15 protein-coding genes and 2 pseudogenes are annotated in these 24,183 nt (G+C 69.5%); 12 read left to right on the top strand and 5 right to left on the bottom strand.

Features of this window, described 5'->3' with window-relative positions; translation table 11 throughout:
• Window positions 1–21 precede the first annotated feature (21 nt).
• The 6 genes from ACZ6C6_RS12915 (at window position 22) to ACZ6C6_RS12890 (ending at window position 6,909) form a co-directional block, all read left to right on the top strand.
• Window positions 22–1,020: an arabinan endo-1,5-alpha-L-arabinosidase gene (locus tag ACZ6C6_RS12915; RefSeq protein ID WP_469202014.1), complete on the top strand. Its 999-nt coding sequence runs from the start codon at window positions 22–24 to the stop codon at window positions 1,018–1,020.
• Between the two features lie 46 nt (window positions 1,021–1,066).
• On the top strand, window positions 1,067–2,596 hold the full coding sequence (gene arfA, locus ACZ6C6_RS12910; RefSeq protein ID WP_469202012.1) for an arabinosylfuranosidase ArfA: 1,530 nt from the start codon (window positions 1,067–1,069) through the stop codon (window positions 2,594–2,596).
• Window positions 2,597–2,689: 93 nt separating this feature from the next.
• Window positions 2,690–4,030 carry an extracellular solute-binding protein gene (locus tag ACZ6C6_RS12905; protein WP_469202010.1) on the top strand — a complete coding sequence of 447 codons (1,341 nt, stop codon included), beginning with the start codon at window positions 2,690–2,692 and terminating at the stop codon, window positions 4,028–4,030.
• Window positions 4,027–4,989, top strand: a complete 963-nt coding sequence (locus tag ACZ6C6_RS12900) for a carbohydrate ABC transporter permease (RefSeq protein ID WP_469202008.1) — start codon at window positions 4,027–4,029, stop codon at window positions 4,987–4,989. Before ACZ6C6_RS12905 ends, ACZ6C6_RS12900 begins: the two co-directional genes overlap by 4 nt.
• Entirely contained in the window at window positions 4,986–5,870 is an 885-nt protein-coding gene (locus ACZ6C6_RS12895; protein ID WP_469202006.1) for a carbohydrate ABC transporter permease, read from the top strand. The genes ACZ6C6_RS12900 and ACZ6C6_RS12895 overlap by 4 nt, the downstream gene beginning before the upstream one ends.
• Before the next feature lie 454 nt (window positions 5,871–6,324).
• A complete protein-coding gene (locus ACZ6C6_RS12890; protein WP_469202004.1) occupies window positions 6,325–6,909 on the top strand; it encodes a hypothetical protein in 585 nt (194 codons plus the stop codon).
• 463 nt (window positions 6,910–7,372) lie between these two features.
• On the opposite strand, the gene ACZ6C6_RS12885 is transcribed toward ACZ6C6_RS12890, so the two are convergent.
• On the bottom strand, window positions 7,373–9,910 hold the full coding sequence (locus ACZ6C6_RS12885; RefSeq protein ID WP_469202002.1) for a helicase associated domain-containing protein: 2,538 nt from the start codon (window positions 9,908–9,910) through the stop codon (window positions 7,373–7,375).
• A gap of 412 nt (window positions 9,911–10,322) precedes the next feature.
• On the opposite strand from ACZ6C6_RS12885, the pseudogene ACZ6C6_RS12880 reads away from it, so the two are divergent.
• The 5 genes and pseudogenes from ACZ6C6_RS12880 to ACZ6C6_RS12860 all read left to right on the top strand — a co-directional run.
• A pseudogene (locus ACZ6C6_RS12880) lies at window positions 10,323–10,951 on the top strand (hypothetical protein); the annotation flags it as partial.
• 101 nt (window positions 10,952–11,052) lie between these two features.
• Window positions 11,053–11,826, top strand: a complete 774-nt coding sequence (locus ACZ6C6_RS12875; RefSeq protein ID WP_469202000.1) for an SMI1/KNR4 family protein — start codon at window positions 11,053–11,055, stop codon at window positions 11,824–11,826.
• A gap of 953 nt (window positions 11,827–12,779) precedes the next feature.
• Window positions 12,780–14,549 carry an ABC transporter transmembrane domain-containing protein gene (locus tag ACZ6C6_RS12870; protein ID WP_469201998.1) on the top strand — a complete coding sequence of 590 codons (1,770 nt, stop codon included), beginning with the start codon at window positions 12,780–12,782 and terminating at the stop codon, window positions 14,547–14,549.
• Window positions 14,546–16,303, top strand: a complete 1,758-nt coding sequence (locus ACZ6C6_RS12865) for an ABC transporter ATP-binding protein (protein WP_469201997.1) — start codon at window positions 14,546–14,548, stop codon at window positions 16,301–16,303. Before ACZ6C6_RS12870 ends, ACZ6C6_RS12865 begins: the two co-directional genes overlap by 4 nt.
• Window positions 16,304–17,693: 1,390 nt before the next feature.
• Window positions 17,694–17,972, top strand: a pseudogene (locus ACZ6C6_RS12860) (transposase); the annotation flags it as partial.
• 4 nt (window positions 17,973–17,976) lie between these two features.
• Here the strand turns inward: ACZ6C6_RS12860 and ACZ6C6_RS12855 are convergent.
• From ACZ6C6_RS12855 to ACZ6C6_RS12840, 4 genes are all read right to left on the bottom strand, one after another.
• Entirely contained in the window at window positions 17,977–18,957 is a 981-nt protein-coding gene (locus ACZ6C6_RS12855) for a CehA/McbA family metallohydrolase (protein ID WP_469201995.1), read from the bottom strand.
• 665 nt (window positions 18,958–19,622) lie between these two features.
• On the bottom strand, window positions 19,623–20,102 hold the full coding sequence (locus tag ACZ6C6_RS12850) for a hypothetical protein (RefSeq protein WP_469201993.1): 480 nt from the start codon (window positions 20,100–20,102) through the stop codon (window positions 19,623–19,625).
• Window positions 20,103–20,535: 433 nt separating this feature from the next.
• On the bottom strand, window positions 20,536–21,093 hold the full coding sequence (locus ACZ6C6_RS12845; RefSeq protein WP_469201992.1) for a hypothetical protein: 558 nt from the start codon (window positions 21,091–21,093) through the stop codon (window positions 20,536–20,538).
• Window positions 21,094–21,530: 437 nt separating this feature from the next.
• Window positions 21,531–21,926, bottom strand: a complete 396-nt coding sequence (locus ACZ6C6_RS12840; RefSeq protein WP_469201990.1) for a hypothetical protein — start codon at window positions 21,924–21,926, stop codon at window positions 21,531–21,533.
• Between the two features lie 607 nt (window positions 21,927–22,533).
• On the opposite strand from ACZ6C6_RS12840, the gene ACZ6C6_RS12835 reads away from it, so the two are divergent.
• A complete protein-coding gene (locus ACZ6C6_RS12835) occupies window positions 22,534–24,165 on the top strand; it encodes a phosphodiester glycosidase family protein (protein ID WP_469201988.1) in 1,632 nt (543 codons plus the stop codon).
• Window positions 24,166–24,183 lie beyond the last annotated feature (18 nt).

Raw genomic sequence — 24,183 nt, 5'->3', positions numbered from 1 at the left:
GGTCACAGAAGGAGCATTTCCATGAAAGTCGGACGCACCGTCCGCCACCGAACCGCGGCACTCGTGGCCGCCGGTGCCGCGGCCCTCGCCTGTCTGGTCCCCACGGCCTCGGCCGCTCCGGTGGCCGTCTACCCCGATCCGCTGCCCGTCATCGGGGACGTCGTCGTCCACGATCCCTCGGCGATCCGACTCAAGGACGGAACGTACGTGGTCTACTCCACGCACGGTGGTCTCGAAGCGCGTACCTCACGGGACGGACGCCACTGGGAGCGGTCGAGGTCCGCCTTCACCACGCTTCCCGCCTGGTGGCGTTCCTACTCCGCCGAGAGCGACCCCTGGGCCCCCGAGATCGTCTACCGCAAGGGCCGCTACTGGCTCTACTACGCAGTCTCCTCCTTCGGCTCGAACCACTCCGCCATCGGGCTCGCCACCTCCTCCAGCGGCCGGCCCGGCACATGGACCGACCAGGGAGAGATCTTCGCGAGCGGTACGGCGGACCCCTACAACGCCATCGACCCGGGGATCGTCGAAGGCGAAGGCAGGCTCTGGATGTCCTTCGGTTCCTACTGGTCCGGCATCCGCATGGTCGAGCTTGACGAGCGCACCGGGCGCCCCCTTCCCGCGGCCCCTGTCCACCACCTGGCCACCCGGCCCGACGCCCCCTACGCCGTCGAGGCCCCGTACGTGGTGCACCGGGGCGGCTACTACTACCTCTTCGTCTCGTACGACCGTTGCTGTGCGGGCACCGAGTCGACGTACAACATCCGCGTCGGCCGCTCCACCTCGCCGACCGGCCCCTACGCCGGACGCGACGGCAGGCTGATGACGCAGGGCGGCGCCGACCTGCTGCTGGCCGCCCACGGCAGGTACCTCGGACCCGGCGGGCAGTCGGTGCTCCGTGACCGCGGCCGGGACGTCCTCGTCCACCACTACTACGACGCCGAGGACCAGGGCACTCCCAAGCTCGGCCTCACCCCGCTCTCCTGGAGTGCCGACGGATGGCCGGTGCTCGCCCGTTGACGGCGACCGCCCGGCTCCTGGCACCCCTGCCCCACGAAAGGAAGACATGACCACCGCCCCTGACCACGTCGCCCGATTCACCCTCGATCCGGCGTTCACTGTCGGCGAGGTGAACCCCCGTCTCTTCGGTTCGTTCGTCGAGCACCTGGGCCGTTGCGTCTACACCGGCGTCTTCGAGCCCGGCCACCCCTCGGCGGACGAGGCGGGCCTGCGCGCCGATGTCCTCGACCTCGTCCGCGAGCTCGGTGTCACGACCATCCGCTATCCGGGAGGCAACTTCGTCTCCGGATACCGGTGGGAGGACTCCGTCGGCCCCGTCGAGGACCGGCCCCGCCGTCTCGACCTCGCCTGGCGTTCCACCGAGACCAACCGCTTCGGGCTCAGCGAGTTCATGGCGTTCCTGGAGAAGATCGGCCCCGAGGCCGAGCCCATGATGGCCGTGAACCTCGGTACCCGGGGCGTGGCCGAAGCCCTCGAACTGCAGGAGTACGCCAACCACCCCGGCGGGACCGCTCTCTCCGATCTGCGGGCCGCCCACGGCGACAAGGAACCGTTCGGCATACGGCTGTGGTGCCTCGGCAACGAGATGGACGGACCGTGGCAGACCGGCCACAAGACAGCACAGGAGTACGGCCGGCTGGCGGCCGAGACGGCGCGCGCCATGCGCCAGATGGAGCCGGACCTCCAACTCGTCGCATGCGGCTCGTCGAGCCAGGCCATGCCCACCTTCGCGTCCTGGGAGGCGAAGGTCCTGGAGGAGACGTACGACTTCGTCGACTACATCTCCCTGCACGCCTACTACGAGGAGAAGGACGGCGACCGCGGCTCCTTCCTCGCCTCCGCCGTGGACATGGAGTCGTTCATCGAGAACGTGGTCGCCACCTGCGACCACATCGGCGCCCGGCTGAAGTCCAAGAAGAAGATCAACCTCTCCTTCGACGAGTGGAACGTCTGGTACCAGAGCCGCTTCGAGGCGGAGGCCGCCGAGAACCCGCTCGACTGGCCGGAGGCTCCCCGCCTCCTGGAAGACAGCTACTCGGTCACCGACGCCGTCGTCTTCGGCTCGCTGGTCATCGCCCTGCTGCGGCACGCCGACCGTGTCACGGTCGCCTGTCTCGCCCAACTGGTCAACGTCATCGCCCCGATCATGACCGAACCCGGCGGCCCGGCCTGGCGACAGACCACCTTCTACCCCTTCGCCCACGCCGCTCGCCACGGCCGCGGCGAGGTCCTCGACGTACGCGCCGACTCGCCCACGTACCCCACCGCCGTCCACGGCGACGTGCCGCTGCTGCAGGCCACCGCGGTACGGGACCCGCAGACCGGAGCGGTCACCGTCTTCGCCGTCAACCGCTCGCAGGACCGCCCCCTGCCGCTGCGCGTCGCGCTGGGCGGCATGGACCTCGGCCGGATCGTCGAGCACACCGTCCTCGCCGACGGGGACCCGGACGCCCGCAACACCCTTGAGGAGCCGGACCGCGTCACGCCCCATCCGGGCGAGGGAGCCATCCTGGCCGGCTCCGCGCTGAGCGTCACCCTCGAACCGCTGTCCTGGACCATGATCCGCCTGGCCTGACGGGCCGCCCCGCAGGAAAGCCGCCTTCGGGCGGTTCCCCCTGGAGGGCGGCCGACAGGTGCCCTCCGCCGTACCCCGGAAAGACGAGCCGCGATGCAATCACCCCATCCCAGCCGGCGCCGTGTCCTGGCCGGCTCCCTGAGTACCCTCGCCGCGGTCGGCGCCCTCGCGTCCACCGCGAGCTGCGCCGCGCCCTCGGCCGCCGCGTCCGGCCGCACCGGGCTCAGATTCTGGCACCTCTTCGGCGGCGGCGACGGCGTCAACATGCAGACGATGCTGGACGCCTTCCGCACTGCCCATCCGGACATCGACCTGGAAGCCACCACGCTCCAGTGGGGCGCCCCCTACTACACCAAGCTCGGTATGGCGGGCGCCGGAGGCCGCGCGCCGGAGGTCGCCGCGCTCCACATGGCCCGGCTGGCCGGGTTCGGCCCCGGACGGCTCATCGACCCGTTCGACCTCGACCTCCTGGCCGAGGCGGGCATCCGCCCGGAGGACTTCCCCGAGGACCTGTGGCGACGCGGGCACATCGGCGGCCGCCAGTACGCCGTCCCTCTCGACACCCACCCCGTCGTGCTTTACTACCAGACCGACATCTGCCGCAAGGCCGGCCTGATGGACGGGAAGCGTCTCAAGCCCATCAGGGGAGCGGCGGAGTTCACCGAGGCCCTACGCGCCGCCAAGAAGGTGACCGGCACGGCCCCCCTCGTCACCGAGACCCTCGGCCCGGACTGCATCACCCCCTGGCGCCTGTTCTCCACCTTCTACTCCCAGACCGGCGGCACCGTCCTCACCCCCGACGGCAAGGGCCTGGCCCTCGACGACGCCAAGGCCCTGCGGGTACTCGAGTACATGGCCGCACTCGTGGACGAAGGGCTGTGGCGGCGCCGCGCCGACTACGGGGCTGCCGTGGGCATCTTCAACCAGGGGCGGACCGCGTTCCAGCTCAACGGCGACTGGGAGGTCACCACTTTCCGAACGGGAGGGATACCGTTCTCGATGGCGCGCGTCCCCGCGCTGTTCGGACAGCGGGCGACGACGCAGGCCGACTCCCACGCCTTCGTCCTGCCCCACCAGCGCGGGCGCGACTTGGAGACGGACCGGGCCGCCTGCGCCTTCGTCGCCTGGATGCTGAAGAACTCCGTCGAGTGGGCGGCGGGCGGCCACGTACCTGCGTACCGGCCCATCCTCACTGATCCCGCCTACCTCGCGCTCGATCCGCAGTCGGCCTACCGCGACGTGATCGACGACGTCGTGCTCGACGAACCGGCCTGGTTCGCCGGCTCCGCCTCCCGGATGTGGATCGAACTCGGCGAGGTCTTCTCGACGCTGCTCACCGGGTCGCGCTCCCCCCGGGAGGCGCTGTCCGAGGCGAAGCACCGGCTCGGACTTCTCCTCGACACCCGCAACCCCCTTCCCGGAGTCGCGTCATGACCACGCTCACCCCCTCCGCTCCGGCCCCCTCGGCCTCAGGCGCGGGCCACGACGCCGTCACGGCACGGTCCCAGGCCATCCGCAGGAAGTGGACCGAGCACGGACTCGTCTTCGTGGCCCCCTTCCTGATCGTCTACGGTCTCTTTCTCGTCTGGCCCCTGATCAGCGGCCTCGGGATGAGCCTGACCAGCGAGAACATCACCGGCACCGAGGCGGAGTTCATCGGCCTGGACAACTACGCGGAGGCGCTGGCCGACCCGCAGATGTGGTCCTCGCTGTGGAACACCGTCTGGTTCACCGTGCTCTCCACCATCCCCCTCGTGCTGGTCGGACTCGTGCTCGCCCTGCTCGCCCACCAGCTGCGGGTCGTGCAGTGGCTCTGGCGGATCAGCTGGTTCGCGCCCTTCCTGCTGCCCTCCGGCGTCGTCTGCATGCTGTTCGCGCAGATGATCTTCCCGCCGGGATTCGGGCTCGCGGACCAGCTTCTCGCCTCCGCCGGACTGGAACCCGGCATCGGCTGGCTGAGCGACGAACGCTACGCGATGCTCTCCATCATCCTGACCACCGTGTGGTGGACGGTCGGGTTCAACTTCCTGCTCTACCTCGCGGCGCTCCAGGCCGTGCCTCAGCACCTGTACGAGGCGGCCGAGCTCGACGGCGCCGGCGCGTGGCGACAACTGCTCCACATCACCCTGCCGCTCCTGCGGCGCACCACCGGTCTCGTACTCGTCCTCCAGGTGCTCGCCTCGCTCAAGATCTTCGATCAGGTCTACCTGATGACAGGCGGAGGACCCGACGACTCCACCCGGCCCATCCTGCAGTACGTCTACCAACAGGGCTTCACCGGCTACCGGATCGGCTACGCGTCCGCCGTCTCCTACATCTTCTTCGCCCTCATCCTGATCGTCTCCCTGGCCCAGCCCGTACTGGCCCGGCGCAAAGAGGAGGCCGGCAAATGAGCCTCGCCACCGTCCGTGACCGCACCACCCGATCGACCCGCCCCCAGAGCCGCCGGCCCCGCTGGACCGCGGGCAGGATCTCGCTGCTCGCCGTGGCGCTCGTTCTGGCCGCCGCCTGGCTGCTGCCCCTGCTCTGGGCCGTCGCCACCTCGCTCAAACCGGAAGGGGAGACGACCAGAACACCGCTGGAGTGGATCGGCTCGCGGATCACCTTCGAGGCGTACGCCAAGGTGTGGGAGTCGGGCGACCTGCTGCGCTGGACGGTGAACTCCGTCATCGTCTCCGGCCTCACCACCCTGCTCACCGTCCTCCTGTGCGCCATGGCCGCCTACGGCTTCACCCGGACCACGTTCCGGGGACGCAAGCTCCTGTACGGCCTCGTCCTCGCCGGGATCATGGTGCCGCCCCAGGTCCTCATCGCACCGCTGTTCACCCAGATGGTCCGCATGGGGCTCGTGGACACCTATTGGGGAGTGATCCTTCCCCAGGTCGCCGTGCCCGCCATGGTGTTCATCCTGGTGAAGTTCTTCGAGGGGGTGCCCAGAGAACTGGAGGAGGCCGCCTTCGTCGACGGCGCCGGGCGCTGGCGGGTCTTCTGGACGATCGTCATGCCGCTGTCCCGGCCGGTCCTCGCGGCGGTCGCGATCTTCACGTTCATCTCCACGTGGAACAACTTCCTGTGGCCGTTCCTCGTGACCACGGACCCCCAGGCCATGACCCTCCCGGTCGGACTGGTCACCGTCCAGTCCGGCTTCGGAGTCCGGTACGCCCAGATCATGGCTTCCGTGGTGATCGCGGGCCTACCCCTGCTGCTCGTCTTCGCCCTGTTCCAGCGGCAGATCGTGCGGGGCATCGCCCACACAGGTCTGGCCGGCCAGTGAGCCCGCCGTGGTGCTCGGGCGGCAGTCCGGCGGGCACCACGGCAATGCCCCGGCCGGCTCCGCGGTCTGGGGCCGGCGCCCCCTTTTCCCGCACACAGCGAACGGCCGGGCCCGCCGCTATGAAAGCCCGGCCGCCGCGAGACGGGCTCGGGTCGCCAGGATCAGGCCGCAGCGGGCGCGCGGAGACGGTACGGACGCAGCCGGGAGTCGCGCGACTTCTAAGATCGAGGGCATGCTGCCGTACTCGAACAGGCCGTCTGCCGAAGCGATAGTCCAGACCGTGCCCGGTCTCGCGCCCTACGGGCGGCCTGCGGTGCTGCTCCACCCGACCCCCGGGGTTCCCGGCCTGTACGACAGCTCGGTTGCCGGGCCGTTGCTCTGGCCGGCGGACGAACCTTGGCCGCACTGTTCCCTACCGGACGAACATGCCTCATCCGGACAGCCTCCCGTCGCGATGCTGCCCGTGGTACAGGTGTTCCGGCGGGACGCACCGGGGGAGTGGTGGCCCGAGGGCGCCGACGTCTTCCAGTTGCTGTGGTGCCCGAACACGCACTGGGATCCACCGGCCCCTCAGGCCGATGGGAGCCCGGTCGTCGAGATCCGCTGGCGGCAAGCTGCGACCCTGCCGCCCGAGCCCTCCCAGCCTCCGCCACCCGTGCGCCACGAGGACGACGACTACGGATTCACTCCGCGTCCATGCCTGCTGACACCGGTAGCACTGACGGACTTCCCCTATCCGCAGGAACTCCCGCCCGGCCTCCAGGACGAGGTGCACCAACTCGTCGAGGAGACCGGCAGCGACGATGAGGGAGGCGACATCATCACGCGTGTCGCGGGGAGCAAGTTCGGCGGGTGGCCGACCTGGCACCTGACCGAGCCACGCACCATGCTCTGCCGGGAGTGCGGTGCGGTGATGGACCTTCTGTTCACGGTGGCCAGCGACGCCACCACAGGCATTACGGTCGGCAGATGGGGGGACCTGCGGGTCTTCAGCTGCCCCGCCGACATCCAGCACGACTACGAGTTCGACGTGCACTGAGCGCTCCGCTGCCCGCGAGCGATGTCAGGCGGTGCGGTTCACATGACGGGCCGGGATGAGTGGCTCGATCTCCAGTGCTCGTAGGCCGTCCTCCGCTCTTCCGATTGGCACGCCGAGGTGTCCGTCTGCGAGGACTGCCGGCGTGGGGCCCGGGGCCACGCAGGCGTACGGGGTCATCTGGTCTTCGCGCGCAGCGAGCGCCCGCTGCTGGGAGCCCCTGTTCGAGGTACGGACGCGTCGGCGGGTTCGCCCTGATAGAGCCGTACGGGCCGCGCATAGCCGAAGGCCGGCAGCGATCGAAGTTCTGGCGCACTGCGCAGATACCTACCGTCTACTCGGTGCCGGTCCCGGGTGCGGTTGGCGACCCGGGCCGCACGGCGCCGGCGTCTCAGCGGCGGCGCTCATGATGGCCCAGTCGGTGCGCGCTGCGATGACGGCATGGGCCGGAACGACGATGCGGCCATCACGCCCACCGCATCCCGATGCCAGAGAGCAGATCGACCCGCTCCGGGGACAGCGTCGCGGCCCTGCTGCGCTGGTTGCTGACCCACGCTCCAAGCCGGAATTCCCGCTCCTCGTGGTCCACGCCGACGGTCCGCTCAATGTGCTTTCGTGGGACGTGGAGGTGTCCTTCGCGTTCGTAGAACTGCTTGGCTGCCTGGTAGTTCATCGCCCACTTGTCAGCCTGCGTACGCGGAGGGGGCGGCATCTCGTCTTCGGCCGCGGGCTGGATCCCGAGGACCTGCTCGCACAGCCATTGCTGCACGGTCGTCAGGCTGTCCCACCCGAGCCTCACCGACTGCACCCACCGTCCGAGGTCGTCGCCCTGGTGTACGACGTCGCCCGGCTTGGTGGGCAGCGGGTGGCCGGCTTCCAGGTGGAGCCGGACGAGGTGGAAGGAGCGTTGCCATTCGACGGGCCAGGCCGGGCACCAGGCCGGGTCGATGTCCTCCAGTTGTTCGCGTCGCTCGTCCGACAGGGCCCCGGCCGACGACTGAACCGGCAACCCTGCGGCGCGCTGCCGTTCGTTCTCGGCGGCTCTGCGGGCAGCGGCGCGGGCGTTCTTCAGCCAGATCCCGACCCGGTAGCCCTGGAAAACGGCGTCGGTCGGCGCCAGGAGGTGCCCCGCCTCCGCTGCCCACCCGCGCGCCGCCGCGAGGCCCGCGTCCCAGGCGACGTCGTGGTGGGACCAGACCATGCCGAGCTTCTCCAGCTGCGCGATGCGGTCCTTGTCCATGTCGCCGCGGGCGTGGAAGCGCCGGGCGTCGGCCGTCCACTGCCCAAGGGGAAAGCCGGCGAGCGAGGCCGGCCAGACCTCGACCTCGCCGCCCTGTCCCTCCTCGACCTTGCTGCCCTCGTTGGTGTCGCTGGTGGGTGCGCGGTAGGTGAAGGGCACTTTGAGGTCGCCGTGGAGCCGGTGGTAGATGCCGGCGGCCTCGATGCCGCGGCGCCAGTGTTCGTTTTCGGGGTTGAGGACTCGGAGATTGATGAACGCGGCGAGTTGCGCCGGATCGCGCGGGACGGAGAACTTCAGCAGCTCTCGCGCCGGCATCGACGGACCGTTCGCCTCGCCCTTCTCGGCCTCGTCCTCCTGGCCCTGTGCGGGTTTGTGGGTGCTGGGTGCCTGTGGCTCGGCGAGATGTTCCACTACTCGGGCGTCGTGTGCCCTGAGGGCTTCCAGGAGCTTGGCGAGCCCGCCGTATGCCCGGGACGTGAGCATGTTGTCGGCGGTCTCGCCCGGCCCGAGGAGTACCGGTACGACGAGTGAGGCGATCTTGCCCTCGCCGGGCCGCATCCGCAGGGCCCGGCCGACGGCCTGGACGAGATCGGGCATGGAGCCGCGTACGTCCGCGAAGTACACGGAGTCGCAGTCGCGGGTGTCGACGCCCTCACCCAGGACCTTCACCGAGCCCAGGAAGCTCTTCTCCACGACGGTCCCCTCAGTGGCGATCCCGGCCGCGAACTCGTCAAGCACGCGCCGCCGGTGGAGGGGCTTGTGCTCTCCGCACAGCCAGTTGGCCCAGATCGTCTTCGGGTACAGCTCCGGATCCGCGTCGTGCAGTTTCGCCGCGACGCCGGGGAGGCCGGCGGCGAACGCTTCGGCTTCTTTCACCATGTGGTGGAAGACGAGCGTGCGGCGGAAGCCTTCCTCCGAGGACGCCTTCACCAGGGCCGTCTGCAGGGCAGCGAGCCGGGCTCCCCGGACCTCGTCCGACCGGCCCTCGGCCCCCAGGAGCTGCGCGGCCTGGAGCTGGGTGTCGGTGATGTCCGAACACACCACCTGATACGGGGCACAGATGCCCCTGTCCACCGCCTCGGAAAGGGTGAGGGTGTACGCCCTGCTGCCGAACGGCCCGTCGGGGTCGTCTTCCATGCTGGCCACCAACTCCGGGGGCCTTCCGCGGCCGGCCTGCTCGTCCACCTCCCACAGGCGCGGTGTGGCGGTCATGTAGAGGCGGCGCAGCGCGGGGATGCGGGTGTTGTCGTGGACGACGGCCCACGGCTTCCCGATCCGGCCCGAAACCCGGTGGGCTTCGTCCACGACGATCAGCGACCACCCCGGTAGGCCCGAGGCGTGCGCCCGTTCCAGCGTGCCGAGGCCGAGGGAGGCGTACGTGGCGAACACGGTGACCTTGTCGAACGGCCGCACCCACTCGACGAGCTCCTCCACGTCCGTGGTGTTCGGAAACGAAGCGTCCTCGCCCCGCAGGGACGACACCCCGATCATCGGGCCCGTACGGCCGGCCTCCCGCCACGCGGCCTCGGTCTGGACGAGCAGGTCCAGCGAGGGAACGAGCACGAGCACGCGGTCGGCACGGAGCTTATTCGCGCTACGGGCCGCAACCCTGGTCTTCCCGGACCCCGTCGCCATCACCACCTGAGTCCGCAGCCCTCTCTCCGGCACAAGCGACCGGGCAGACAATTCGAGGGCACGGACAACCGCCTCGACAGCCTCCCGCTGCGCGGCCTCACGCGGATCAATGCGGCCTGTGCTCGACATATTCGCCTGTCTTCTCCTGATGACGTGGTGCCCTGGTCGATTCGAGCGGCGGGGAAACGGGGGTACCTGCGCCGCAGACCGCCCACCGCACGAACACGTCCTGCATGTGCTTCTCTCCCGCCGTACGCCCCAGCCACGGCCGGGGTGCGGGAGTCCCTCCCCATTTCACCGCTCCGCGAAGGTCCCGAGAGCCTATCGCCGCACCTCGTCCGGCCACGACGAGCGGGAGGTGCTGCCCCCGCGGCGTGGTGGAGGATGCTCTTGCGTTCCCAATCGCGGGGCCGCCGGAGGAGTACCGGATGGTTTCCTCCGGTGCGAGCACCGCGACGGCGCGGACCGGCCGGAGACAACAGCCAGGTGGCTTTGTCCACGACTACGGGTTCTGGCTCAGCTTCCGTGCAACGGCGACCCGCAGCCGCTGAGCAATTGCGCGATCCTCGATAAGGTCCGTCTGCTACTCCAACAGTGGCGGACGCCCGCCGAGAACGCCGGCCACTCGGTGCGAGACCGCCTGCGGTTGCTGGAGATCTTCGAGTGCGTGTTTCTGCCCCTCAAGGGGCTGCGCCGCCGCGAGGAGGCTCCGTACCCCGCAGGCCTTCGAGGAGCACCGGGCTCGGGCGGCCGAGGAAGGCGCCGAGAAGCGGCGGCATTTTCTGCGCATCCGCGTCGGAGGTTGGGAAGAGGAGCTGGTCGTCACGGTCTTTGTACGTACCACACGCGGGGCCGCATGCTCATGCTGGAGATCGCCCCGCACGTGCTGTTGCCGGTGCGCGCGGACTTCAAGGACGCCGACCGCACGGCCCACCGGTCCCGCAACAACAACCTCTTCGGCAAGACGGCAGAGGTCGTCGCCCTCGTACCTGGTTCCACGGGCCGCCCCCTGGCCACCCTCGGCCGGGCCGCGGTGTACGGGTGGCGCCGCTGACCGGCGGCTATGCGGGCGCGCTGCCCGACGCACCCGCTCTGCCGGCGCGCGAGCGTCGCTCGCCGAAGCCGGCCACGTCCTGGGACCTGATGTCCTCGCGACCTTGCCGGTCCGTCTCGGCTGCGACTCCTGACGTCGGCTGCGTACGCGCCACAGCCGCCGGATGATGCCCGCCGCCGCTGGACGGCGACCTTGACCAGAGGGTGAAGCTGGGCTTGTGCTTGTGCTCCGCCGCAGGCTCGAAGGCGGTAGCGTCCTCGGCATGCTGGACGGTCCTGATATCTCCGTGGCACTGCGTGGCGGGGTGCGCACTCGCACGCAAGCCTGGGACTTCGTGCGCTGGTTCGCCGACGCGTGGATGCGCCGCCCGCTGGAGCCGGCGGACGGCTACAGCGAGAGCGAGTTGGCGGCCGTCGAAGCCGAGCTGGGCTTCGAACTCCCGGTTGCCCTGCGCGAGGGGTACGCACTGTTCGGGCGCCGCGAAGACCTGACCCGGCAGCAGGACCCCCTGGTCCCGGCGCCGGGGCTCTACGTCACCGACGATTTGGGTGGCAACCTGGTCTTCCGCCGTGAGAATCAGGACTGCGCCTCCTGGGCCATCCCCCTCGCCGAGATCGAACCGGACGACCCGCCGGTGATGGTGGAGTCATGCGACGGCTGGATCCCGCTCCTCGATCGGATGTCCCTCGCATGGGTCGAACTCGTACTGAGTGAGTCCCTCGGCGGAGCGGACGACCTCGGCCTCTACGACGCCTGCGAGCTGCCCGACTCACTGCTGCCGAACCTCCACGAGCGCTATGACCGAGTGGACCTGCCTGACCACCCCATGTGGGCCGGCAAGGACGACTCGCCCGTGCGCTGGTACGCGGCACCCGGCCGGCTGCTACGCAGAGACGGCATCCAGGACCAGTCCTGGATCCATGCACGCGGACGCACGACGGATGATCTCGAGACCGTGCGCAAGGACCTGCCCGGACTCTGGGTCCGCTGAAGTCGCCTCACCCGCGAAGTCGCCGGACAGGCAAAACACCCGGTTCGGTTAGGGCTGCCCGGCGTGGGAAGAGCCCGGAGCCAAGGCCTTCGTCGGCAGGGCTCGGCGCCCCCTTGGCAAATGGGCCGGTCGCGTCGTGCGATCGGCTCGGTGAATGTGCGGGCGATAAAGGGGGATCTGGCGGGTCCGAATCCTGTTGATCGCGGCAAGAAGGGCTCAGCGCGCCGCGGCAAAGGGAGCCCGTCTTCGATGAGCAGGGGCTCCCTTGGCCACGAAGCACTTACCTTCCCGACTCACACGAGGTGTACACCCCCACGGGTAGGGACCTGTGTGCACCAGAACACGATGACCAACACCACCCGCTCGCGAGCCGGCCGCCTTACGGTGCGCATCGTACGAGCCGGCTGCCCGGTGCTCCGGCGGTCCAGGCCCAGCAGCTTCCTGTGGCGGCCCCTTGGAGTCCCCCCTTTGGTGTCCGACGGCCGAAACTCTGAAATGTCGCTGGTCAGCGCGGAACGGAGGGATGTCACACCGCTTCTTCTCTCCTCCTGAGGGAGGAGAGTATTGGGTGCCAGCCCCGGACACCGGGGCGAAGCCCAACCAGCGGCGGCCAGCTGGACACGGAACATGGGACAGGGGCACTGATGGCGGTGAGAAAGTCGAACGTGGCTGGTCGACGAACACGGCGCGTGCGGATGTGCTGCGCGTGCTCGGGGCACTGAAGGTCGCCACCACGGATCAGATCGAGCGGATCAGCCTCCCGCGCCTGAACCACCGCCACACCGACAAGCCGGCTCCGTCGAAGCGGAAAACGGCCCGCACCCGACCCGTACCGCCGCCCGGGCCGCGCTGCGGATAGAGGTCCAAGTGCGGTCGGGGCAACGTGTTCTACGGTTTTGCGGACGAATCAGCCCACCCGAACGGTTCGAACAGTGGTCACTACTGTGAGGCGGATGACAGACGCGAGCTCGGATCCGGGGACCCCGGACCACCGCAGCGCCCCTCGGTACCTGTGGTGGCTGGTCAACAGTCAGCGCCGCCGGATCGCCGCCGGTGCGTTGTTCGGCAGTGCCTGGATGCTCTGCCTGGCACTGCCGCCCTACCTCCTGTCGCGCGCCATCGACGACGGGCTCGAACCGGGGCGTTGGACCGCGCTCGTCGGCTGGGTCGCCGCGCTGATGGGCGTCGGGGTGCTGAACGCGTGGCTGGCCATCATGCGGCACCGGACGATGACCAGGGTGCGGATCGACGCCTCGTTCCGTTCCGTACAGGTGGTGGTCAGGCACGCGACCAGGCTGGGTGGGGCGCTGCCGCGCAAGGTCACCGCCGGGGAGGTCGTGACGATCGGGTTCGGCGACGTCGGTGTGATTGCCCAGACGCTGACCGTCACGGGGCCGGGCGTCGGGGCGGTCCTCGTCTATGTCGCCGTGGCCGCGTTGCTGCTGGCCGTTTCACCGTTGCTCGCCGTGGTGGTGCTGCTCGGCGTTCCGCTGCTCGCGGTGCTGGTCGGCCCGCTGCTGGGTCGGTTGCAGGGCATCGAAGCGGCCTACCGGGAGCAGCAGGGCTCACTTGCCGCGCGCTTCGGGGACATCGTCGGCGGGCTGCGCGTGCTCAATGGCATCGGTGGCAAGGAGGTGTACGCCGACCGGTACCGGCGCGGCTCGCAGGCGCTGCTTGCGGAGGGATACCGCGTCGGTACGGTGACCAGCTGGATCCAGGCTTTGGGCGTCGGCCTGCCCACCCTGTTCCTCGGGGCGGTGACCTGGCTGGCGGCCCGGATGGCCACCCAAGGGGACATCACCGTGGGCGAGTTGGTTGCCGTGTATGGGTACACCGCGGTGCTGGTGGTGCCGGTCTCGTTCTTCATAGAGGGTGGCTACGACCTCACGCGCGGGCTGGTCGCCGCACGTCGGGTCGTACGGTTCCTGGCCCTGCAACCCGATGCCCCGGACAAGGAGCCCACCTCCAGGGGGCCCGAGGTCCCGGCCGTGCTCCGTGATCCGGAGACCAGGGTCGAGGTGGTTCCCGGCAGGATGACTGCGCTGGTCAGCGCCCGTCCCGCAGAGAGCGCGGCGGTCATCGACCGGCTCGGCCGGTTCGCTGGGTCGGTCGCGACCTGGGGCGAGATACGGCTGGACGAGATCGACCTGGCGCAGGTGCGCCGGCGGATCCTGGTCGCGGACAATGCGGCGGACCTGTTCGCCGGTCCGCTGCGCGAAGTGATCTGCGGTGACCGCGAGGTGGACGAGGACACCATCGCACGGGGCGTCCACGCGGCCGTGGCGCAGGACATCGTCCGCGGTCTGCCGCGCGGACTGGACTCGCCCGTCGAGGCGCAGGGCCGCAACCTCTCCGGAGGCCAGCGGCAGCGCGTCCGGCTGGTCCGGGCGCTGCTGGCCGACCCCGAGGTGCTCCTGGCGGTCGAACCGACATCGGCCCTGGACGCACACACCGAGGCGGCCGTCGCCACCCGTCTGCGTACCGCACGCTCCGGCCGCACCACGGTCGTCACCAGTACCTCGCCGCTCCTGCTGGACCAGGCGGACACCGTGCACTACCTGGTCGACGGAGCAGTCGCCGCCGTCGGCACCCACCGCGAACTCCTGGACCGCCGGCCCGACTACCGCCGCCTGGTCTCCCGGGGCACGGAAGACGAGGGCCCCGGCCGTACGAACGCCGAAACCACCGGGGGAACCCCGTCCCCCCAGGAGGCCGCACCATGACCACCCTCTCCTCCCTCCCCGTCGCCGAGCCGTCCCGGATACGATGCGCTGCCCTCCGGGAGGTCCGGCTCGACGTGCGGACCTTCGCCGTCATGCTCGGACTCAACGCCCTCGCGGCCGCCGCCGGACTTGTCGGCCCGTGGCTGCTCGGCCGCATCATCGACGAAGTCAGGGCCGGAGCCCCGGTGGCCTCCGTGGACCGCCTCGCACTCGCCATCCTCGTCTTCGCGCTGGTGCAGCTCGTCCTGGTGCGTTACGCGAGTTACGTCGGCCACCGCTTCGGCGAGCGGGCCCTGGCCCGCATCCGCGAACAGTTCACCGACCGGGCGCTCGCCCTGCCTGCCGCTGTGATCGAACGGGCCGGCACCGGCGACCTGATGACACGCGGCACCACCGATGTCGCTGCGGTCGGCCACACGCTGCGCAGCGCCGGGCCGGAGATCCTCGTCGCCGGGGTCCAGGCGCTGTTCATCCTCGGCGCGGTCCTCCTGGTGGACCCGCTGCTCGGAGCGTGCGGGGTGGTGGGCCTGTTCGGCATCTGGTTCGCCTCCCGCTGGTACCTGCGCCGGGCCCTCACCGCGTACCTCGCCGAGGGAGCCGCCCACTCGGCGCTCGCCGAACAGCTCGCGGCCACCGCGACCGGCACTCGCACCATCGAAGCCCTCGGCCTCCAGCAGCAGCGCATCGCCGCATGCCAGGAACAGATCGAGGCGTGCCGGGCCACCCGGAAGCGGACCCTGTTCCTGCGCAGTGTGCTCTTCCCGGCGATCGACATCTCCTACGTCGTTCCCGTCGCCGGTGTCCTGCTCGTCGGCGGCCTGCTGCACAGCCACGGCGCGATGAGCCTGGGCGCCGTGGTCGCCTCGGCCCTGTACCTGCGTCAGATCGCCCAGCCCTTGGACGTCATCCTCCAGCAGATGGAACAACTGCAGAGCAGCAGCGCCTCCTTCGCTAGGGTCGAGGGCCTCGGCCTGGCCCCGCAGACACTGGCGGCCCCTTCCCGCAATCCGTCCGACGACCGGATCGAGGTGACCGGGGCGCACTACGCGTACGACGGCGGGAGCGACGTTCTGCACGGCGTCGACCTGACCATCCGGCCCGGCGAACGCCTGGTGGTCGTCGGACCCTCTGGTGCGGGCAAGACCACCCTGGGCAGGCTGTTGGCGGGTGTGGAAGCGCCCCGCTCGGGCTCGGTGACGGTGGGCGGCGTACCGGTCGCCGACCTGGGTCCCGCTCAGCTGCGCAAGCACGTTGTCCTCGTCACTCAGGAGCACCACGTCTTCCTGGGCACGGTCCGCGACAACCTGCAGATCGCCTCCGCCCACGCCACTGACGCCGAACTGTACGCGGCACTCTCCGCTGTCGGCGCCGACTGGGCGCGTGAACTCCCCGACGGCCTCGACACCGACCTGGGTCCGGACGGCCACCGCCCGGATGGCGCGCAGGCTCAGCAACTCGCCCTGGCACGCGTGGTGCTGGCCGACCCGCACACCCTGATACTCGACGAGGCCACTGCCCTCCTGGATCCGCAGACCGCCCGCCACACGGAACGGGCCCTGGCCGCCGTCCTGCAAGGCCGGACTGTCATCGCCATCGCCCACCGCCTGCAGACGGCCCACGACGCCGACCGGGTCGCCGTGATGGAGGCCGGCCGCCTCACCGAACTCGGCACCCACGACGACCTGATCGCGGCCGACGGCGCCTATGCCGCCCTCTGGCACTCCTGGCACGGCGAGCGGCCTTCCACTCGGTGAGATGGCCCCCTGCCAACCTGCTCAGGAGCGCAGGGTCGGTCCGGATCTGGTAGAGCGTGTCCTTTCCGTCGCGGGTCGGGGCGAGCGACGGGCACTCCCCGTAATGATCCTCTTTCCGGGGCCAAACCTCTTGGGTGTCCTGGACGGCTTCGAGGTATTCGGCCCAGCTGTATTGAGCGTACTGAGCCCAGGCGTAGGCGGTGTTGGCGTGGACGCCGAAGAGGTCGCTGACCACGATCGGAGGGAGGTCGGTGATCGCTTCCATCATGGCCGTGTTGCGGGCGTCGATGCCCGGCAGGCTGTGCAGCTTCATGTAGTGGTTGACGGTCTGAGGGCTGCGGGGGCGGCTTGGGGGCCGGACTGGGAAGAGGAAGCCAGGTGTCCCGGTGTGTGACTGCTGGAGCACGGAGGTGCGGCAGGCGGGGCTCGTGATCTGTCGTTCGATGAGGACCGCGAGCCGGGATGGGAGGAGGACGGGGTGCTAGCTGATTGTCAGGGTTGCCGCAGCGGGGGCAGGTGTCGTCGATGTCGGTGCCGGAGCATGGACCGCAGATGTTCTGTCCGTCTTCGGTTCGTCCGACGAGCGCGCGGAGGGCTCCGCATTGAGCGCATGGGGCAGGCTGACGCTTTCGGCGCGTGTGGCCCGTGGTGCAGAGCGGGCCGATGGGCCAGCGGACCTTCACCAGCCTGGTCTCGCCGCAGTCGGCGCAAGGCAGCCACGGTCGCTCGCGGCAGGAGGTGCAGTAGAAATTTCCCTCGCGGCGGGTGAAGCCGTGCCGGACCTGGCCGCACTGGACGCAGGTCCGCTTCGGCCCGCGGTAGCAGTCTCCGCAGATCACAGGCTCGCCCTCGGACTTGCGGGAGATCCTGATCGGCCGGACCACATGGACCGGGCAGTGTGCGAGGGCTCGGTGAGGGCGTTCGGGTGCTCGGCGAAGTAGCCGTCCAGGGTTCGTGCCGTGCTGGCGCTCCATGCCTTGGCCTTCTCCAGGGCCGTCTGGGCATCCTCGGCTGTCAGCGACGGTCCGGCCACCCTCTCTCATGGCTGGTCATCCGCTCGATCGAGGTCATCCCTAGATGATCGCAGCGGCTTCTTGACCCACCGCGCACCCAGCCGGGCCCACGGGCTCGCCGCGACGGAGCTATTCGCTGCCGTGCCGCAGGACACGGCACCGGTCATTCGCGGCCGCACCGGCCGGGCGAAGTACCCCGGCCACCGTGAAACGGACGACGCGGACAGCCCGTTCTTCACTTGGGAGCAGCTGAGCGACTTCACCCTCGACGTCCTGAACGCGGCGGCCGGCGAGCACGATTTTCGGGCACGCCAGATGACCCGCCTCCACAGGCCCGCGAGGAGCTGGAGGCGGCACGGGCTAGGAGGACGGCCTCGCGCAAGCCGTGGCACCTGTATGCCGATCGGGGCCACGACTTCGACGAATTCCGCCGCCTGTTGTGGAAGCGCGGCATCAAGCCGATGATCGCCCGACGCGTCGTCGTCCATGGCTGAGGGCTCGGCGAAGTCCGTTGGGTGGTGGAACGGGCCTTCGCCTGGCTGCACCAGTACAAACGACTCCGGATTCGCTACGAACGACGCGCCGACCTTCATCAGGGTTGGCTCGAACCGGCATGCAGCACCATGTGCCTCCGCCCCCTGCGGGCCACACGATGAGGGGTCAGTTGAGGATGATCGGATTGGTGAGTGCGGCGACTTGCCCGCTGTGATGGCGGACCTCGATGCGGACGAACACTGACTGCTCCGCTGTCGTGTCCCACTGCACCGCTCCCGGTCCGTCATCGGGGAGGGAGGCTCGGTGGACCTTTCCTCGATCGGTGTGGAAGCTGACGGTCCCCGTCGGCACACCCCGTACTGCCGCATGCACTTCCACCTGTCCACCGTGAGTCGTAAGCCGCTCGCCCACCCCGGCCACGCGGCCGGCCGCATGGGCGGTGAACGACACGTCCACATCCGCCGACTCGGCGATCCAGCTGCGGCCGGCGCAGATCCCGGCCAGCACTGCCTCTGTGCTCAGTTCCTCAGCGAAGACCACGGTGTGGGGGATCCCGATCTGCCCTTCCAAGTGGGTATCGCTGTTGCCCATCGCCGGCCGCCACGAGCCCGTGCGAAGGTCCGCTGCGAGGCTCCGCCCCCATTCGGCCAGGGCCGCCTCGTTGTCGGCATTCCAGGGCCGGTCCGAAGTCCACAGTCCGTTCCATACCTCCACCACGTCGAAGCCATGGAAGGGGAACATGAAGTCGCCCGAGGGGTAGGGCGCGTGCGGGTGTGCGGCCACGCACAGGCCCCCTAAGCGGTGGACCTGGTCCAGGCACTTGTCCACCAACCCGTCCCTGACTTGGTGATTCCAGTCGACGACCTCGCCGGGATCGAGGCCGAGGGCGAGCCAGTGCCCGGTCTTCGTGGTCACCTCCTCGCCGAGAAGGATCAAGAAGTCATCGGCGGCCAGATGCCCCCACACCCCCGGGGCCGCGGCAGAGTTGTGCTCCGTCGTCGCGATGAAGTCGAGCCTGGCCGCCCGCGCCCGGACGGCCAACTCTTCGGGGGAGAGTTCCCCGTCCGAGTGGAGGGAGTGGACATGGCAGTCCCCGCGGTACCAGGCTGCCCCGCGTCCGTCCGCCCGCGCCGGCGGGAAGCTCAAACTAGACAAGGTTCTCCTTCCAGAGTCCTGTCGAACCAACGCGCCAACTGGGGCAACCCGTTCCAGCGCCTGCTGAGTGCGATCTCGGTCGAGACGTCAGACCAAGATCTCATTCTGAAACGACGGCTGTGGCCGGAAGACCGGCAGGTCGGTCTGTTGGCCGGAGGCCGGGTTCGCGGGGCCAGCTGATGGTTCGGCGGTTCCGGCCAGGGTCGGACAAAAGTACATTCAGCGCCGGACGTGACAGGGAGAATCTGCCTATGGCTTCCTCTTCCTTCGGCACACTGCCCGACCCGCTGCAGCACCGCTCCATCGCCCAGAGGAGGAGCGAGTGTCCCCATCCCGAGTGCGCAGCCGGTGTTGCGATGTCGTCGCGTGACCGGCGCCGAGTGCATCAGACCGCTTCGACCAACCAGGTCGTGACGACGGACGATTTGGTCGTCTACGAGGAGCTGTGGACGTGCGACCTGTGTCATCGAGCCACCGTCGAGCTGGTCGGTTTTCTGGGTCAAGCCGGAACAGTCGTGGGTCGGACCGGAGCGAGTGGAAATGGAACGAGCCGCGACGGGGGCAGCATGGTGGCAGTGGCCGATTGATATTCCTCACCGGCGGCCAGATGGCGGGCGGCTCTCTAGGCCCCGAGTACCACGCAGAGTGCGGGGCTCCTATGCGGTCCGGGTGAGATCCATGATCCAGTTGGTTCGCCAGGTCGCTCCGCCGTCGTAGGAGAATGCCTGCTCCCAGCGCGGGGCGTCCGCCTCGTGGGTGGTCCACTGGAAGCGGACCTTGACTTCGTGCCCGCCCAGGACGTCATCGCAGAAGAACTGGCCGGCACCGTCGGTGAAGGAGCCCTCGACGTACGGGTCCAGGTGGCCAGGCCGGCCGCTGGAGGCCCACCAGATCCGCCACACCCTGGCTTCCGGGTCGAACTGCCGCAGCGTGAACCCTTCGAAGGTATCGGTCCAGATCCGGTCGACATGTCCCAGGCCGCCGAGGATCGGCTCCGCGGAGGCCGTCGCGTCGAACTCGATCCACTCCTCGCAGGCAGGATCGGTGACGTCGGCGAGCTTGCGGTTGCGCACTTTCCAGTTGCCGAAGATGAAGTCGAAGTCAGAGCGCCCATCGACGGGCACGGCAGAACTCACAGCGATAACTCCAGAGATGGTGCACTGCCGTCGTGGTGCGGCCAGTGGCGGGGTCGAAACAATACGTTCTGCCACCAGCCGCAGAGGCCACAGCTTGATCAAGAAGTTGTCACGGAATGTGACACTTCAGCTGGTCGTACATAGCCGCCCAGAGCATGGCGCTCGAGAGCGCCGAAGCAGAGGCAAGGATGAGGGGGGATTTCCACCGCTTGCGAGCCGATCTCCACGACCGGCCCCGACGACATCCTGCGCTACGAGGCCGCAGGTCCCATCACCCTCGGCTGGGTACCGCCGGAGAGAGCTTCCACAGCGGCGCCTCACGGTCCCGCCGCAGCCGCCCCGTGCAGGTGTTCCTTCGCGCATCCATCGATCATGCGGCGCGACCGTGCCACGGGCACCCCACGCACTCAAGGCCGCTTGGCCGCGCCTTCGGTCAGTACGGGGCCTCGACCATGTCACCGATTACCCGCAACCCGACCTGCTCCGCCAGCCAGGGGGCCCGTTCGGCCTCTCTCTGCTTGAAGTGGACGTAGACCATGTGGTCGGCTGCGGGCTGCTCCAGTTCGAGGTCGTGAACGTTCATGCACAGCGTCACGAAAGCTCCCCTCGCTCCTCCGACACCGAGTCCGATCGCCGGCGCGGGCGGCCAGCCCATGAAGTCCCACCGCACCGTCGCCGGGGTGCCGTTCAACGCCGCGAGGAACTCTGGCACGGATTCCGGCGGTTCCGCCAAGGCTCGCAGGCGGATGGGGAGGTGCGACAGCACGCTGTCCCGGACCTGTGATGCCGCGACCTCGCCCTCTCGGGAGTACAACCTCGCGTACGGCAGCAGCCGCACCACCGCATCCAGCGTGTCGGGGGAGGAGACCGACGCTTCATAGTCGATTTCGAGATCTCTGAGATCAGCGATCCCGAGTAACCCGTCGACAGCCCGAAGCGCTTCCGAGAGATCGGCCGTTATCAGGATGGACAGCGCATACGAGTTGGACATGCCAGTCATCCTGCTACCGCCGGCAGAAGCACATGCCGCACCAGTACGGGGAGAAGGGGCATTGCCTGTACGCACGGTGCCCCTTCCTTCATTTCGCCTACCGTCCAAACTCAGGGCGAGCCCTTCCGACGACGCCATCACCCCCCCGCTGTCCTGCCCTCACGTCAGTGACTGGCCAGCACGATCACTTCGTCATCCGCACTCCGGCGTCGTACCTCGTCCTGAGGTTGCCCCGCACTGCCGTGGCCGCCCTCCACTCGGGCACGGCCACGGCAGCGGTACCCGAGGGCGCACTCGCCGCGCCGTGATGCGGACTCGACGACCGTGGCGAAGGATGTCCGCTGACCCGCCCGGACGTAGTCCCCGAGCGGCTTCAGGTAAATCGCATTGCTCTGCGGGGCCAGGAGTTCCGCGAACAGGCGAGCAAGATGCCAGTTCTACGCGATCTGAGCTATCAGGAGGCTGACCAGTTTCCCGCTCACGATGAAGTCGGCACCGACGGTGACAGGGGCACGGACCCTGTTATGGTCGTCGGTCGTCTCGGTAGCCACCCGCACCAGCGCCCCCGAACTGCACTGATGGTCATGCAGGAGCAGCAGCGTGACTAGCGTCCGGTCGTCCGGTGAGTCAGGTCCGGGGCTCTGGTCGGAACCGAGCACGATGACGCCGTCGTATTTTGAGAGCCGCAAGTCGTTCACCGCCCCCGGAAGGGTCGGGTCGCCCGGACCGAAGGTGACGGTCAGAGTGGGAGCGGCTTGTGTGGCAGCCTCTCGTACCTTGGTTGCCAAGCTTCCGCCGCTGTGTGCCACGACGTGGACGACGAAACCGCTCACGGCATGGGCAGAGAGGTGACGGATGATGTGCCGGGCACGGCCCCGGTTCCATCCCAGCCGGAGCACCCGTTCGGGGCGCGCCGGGGGGTTCGGATGGAGGGCCCCGTCCGCTCGTACGACCCCAACCACGCTCGACGCGGGGCACGACCTCAGTACCTCGCCGGAGACACGGCCCGTCTGGTCCGGAACGTCGACGACATAGAACTCGTCAGCTCCGCCATACCGCCGCCTTCGCCCATGCCGTGTCCGGGGCGTGGTAGTGGGTTGGAGACTCGTTTCCCCACTGACGTGAAAGACATCGCGAGGGTGTGACTCACGCCACAACCTGCAGCCCTCGCGTCGTCAACGCTTCGTTCTGTTGCGGTCCGTTCGTCGGGTCAACGAGGTGTGCAATACCGGCGCGCGGCACGGGTCCGGCGCGTTCCTCGAACCGCCGGGCCGGGGGCCGCCGCATCCTCCCCTGGGCGCGAGCCGTACGGGGACGTGGCCGCCGCATGACTCTGACCGGACGGCGCGGTGAATGTCGTGCGCATGCCTTGACTGGTGTGCCCTGGGCCCCGCACGGTTGCTTCGCCCGTATGCGCCAAGGTCATGTCCAGGGGGTCTCGTGAACAGCAGACTGCTCGGTGCCGCAGCCGTCCTCACAGTGCTCACCACGCTGGGCTCCGCGCCCATTCCGGCCGCGTCGCAGCCGGGAGAACGCCGGACGGCAGCCGGGCCGACGTGGGGGAAAGGGCTGCCGCTCGGTGCGCCCGGGCTGACCGAGACCCGCACCACTCGCACCCTCCAGCCCGGCGTGACCCTCACCCGGATCGTGCGCGGCGCCGACACGGCCGCGCTCCCGTGGACCGTCGAAGTCTCCATCCCCGGCGGCGCCGCCTCTCCGGACCCCGACGCGCCCCCGGCCGTCATCAGGGACACCGCCAGTGCCCGCGAACTGACGGCCACGTTGCGCGCCGAGGGCTTCGACGCCCGCACGGAGCAGGTCCGCGCACCCGCCGTCGCCGACCACCTCGGCGGCACCCTCGGCAGCCGTGTCCGCGTCGGCACGTACGACACCGAGGCCGCCGCGAACGCCGCACGCACCCGCCTGCGGGCTGCCGGACACACCGGCTCCGCCGTCTACACCGGCTGGGACGGCGCCGGCACCGATAAGGGGCGATGGCGGATCGACGTCCTGACCATCGACCCACGGACCTTCGACGGCTCCCTGACTGCCTCCTACGGGCCGGATCTGGAGCGCCGCGAGACGACCAGCGCACTCGCCGCCGCCCAAGGCGCGAGTGCTGCCGTCAACGCCGGGTTCTTCGTCCTCGATCCGCGCTCCGGCGCCCCGGGCGACCCCGCAGGCGTCGGCGTCTACGACGGCCGCCTGCTGAGCGAGGCCGTCAACGGCCGCCCTGCACTCGTCGTCCGCGACGACGGCAGCGGTAGTCACGTCACCCGTCTCAGCTGGAAGGGCACCGTCACCGGCCACGGCACCATGCGCCCCCTCGATGGCGTCAACCGCGTCCCCGGCCTGATCCGCAACTGCGGCGGCACCGCTGACGACCGGCCCACCGACCGCCCCCTGCACGACACCACGTGCACCGACGCGGCCGAACTCATCGCCTTCACACCGCAGTTCGGCGCTTCGACCCCGCACGGCGAGGGCCTCGAAGCGATTCTGGACCACACCGGACGGGTACGGGAGCTGCGCTCACCGCGCGGCGGCGCCCTGCCCAAGGGTGGCAGTTCCGTTCAGGCCACGGGCGATGCCGTCACCGGCCTCACGGCTGTGGCCCGTGTCGGCGAACCGCTCCACATACGCGGCACACTCCGGGACGGCGACGGGCGGCCGTATGCTCCCTCGCGGCGCACCGACGTCGTCAACGGCGGGCCCGAACTCGTCCGTGACGGCCGCGTCCACATCACCGCCGCCACCGACGGCATGGTCCAGCCAGGCAACCCGAGCTTCGACTACGGCTGGGTCCTCAAGCGCAACCCGCGTACCCTCGCGGGCGTCGACGCCGCCGGACGTACCGTCCTCGTCACCGCCGACGGCCGCAGCACCGAATCCCTCGGCCTGAGCATTTCCGAGAGCGCCGCAGTCGCCCGCGCCCTGGGCCTGCGCGAGGCCGTCAACCTCGACGGCGGTGGCTCCACGACCATGGTCGTGGACGGTCAGGTCGTCAATCGTCCCTCCGACGCGAGCGGCGAACGCCCGGTCGGAGACGCCCTGCTGGTCCTGCCCAAGTGATAGGAGGCGGTCGCGGCC

The organism is Streptomyces sp. NPDC041814 (genome assembly GCF_055590565.1).
This window is presented reverse-complemented; position numbering and strand designations above follow the sequence as displayed.

Coding starts and splice junctions, on each gene's coding strand:
- ACZ6C6_RS12915 (WP_469202014.1), top strand. CDS start 22: ATGAAAGTCGGACGCACCGTCCGCCACCGAACCGCGGCACTCGTGGCC.
- arfA (WP_469202012.1), top strand. CDS start 1,067: ATGACCACCGCCCCTGACCACGTCGCCCGATTCACCCTCGATCCGGCG.
- ACZ6C6_RS12905 (WP_469202010.1), top strand. CDS start 2,690: ATGCAATCACCCCATCCCAGCCGGCGCCGTGTCCTGGCCGGCTCCCTG.
- ACZ6C6_RS12900 (WP_469202008.1), top strand. CDS start 4,027: ATGACCACGCTCACCCCCTCCGCTCCGGCCCCCTCGGCCTCAGGCGCG.
- ACZ6C6_RS12895 (WP_469202006.1), top strand. CDS start 4,986: ATGAGCCTCGCCACCGTCCGTGACCGCACCACCCGATCGACCCGCCCC.
- ACZ6C6_RS12890 (WP_469202004.1), top strand. CDS start 6,325: ATGCTGCCCGTGGTACAGGTGTTCCGGCGGGACGCACCGGGGGAGTGG.
- ACZ6C6_RS12885 (WP_469202002.1), bottom strand. CDS start 9,910: ATGTCGAGCACAGGCCGCATTGATCCGCGTGAGGCCGCGCAGCGGGAG.
- ACZ6C6_RS12870 (WP_469201998.1), top strand. CDS start 12,780: ATGACAGACGCGAGCTCGGATCCGGGGACCCCGGACCACCGCAGCGCC.
- ACZ6C6_RS12865 (WP_469201997.1), top strand. CDS start 14,546: ATGACCACCCTCTCCTCCCTCCCCGTCGCCGAGCCGTCCCGGATACGA.
- ACZ6C6_RS12845 (WP_469201992.1), bottom strand. CDS start 21,093: ATGTCCAACTCGTATGCGCTGTCCATCCTGATAACGGCCGATCTCTCG.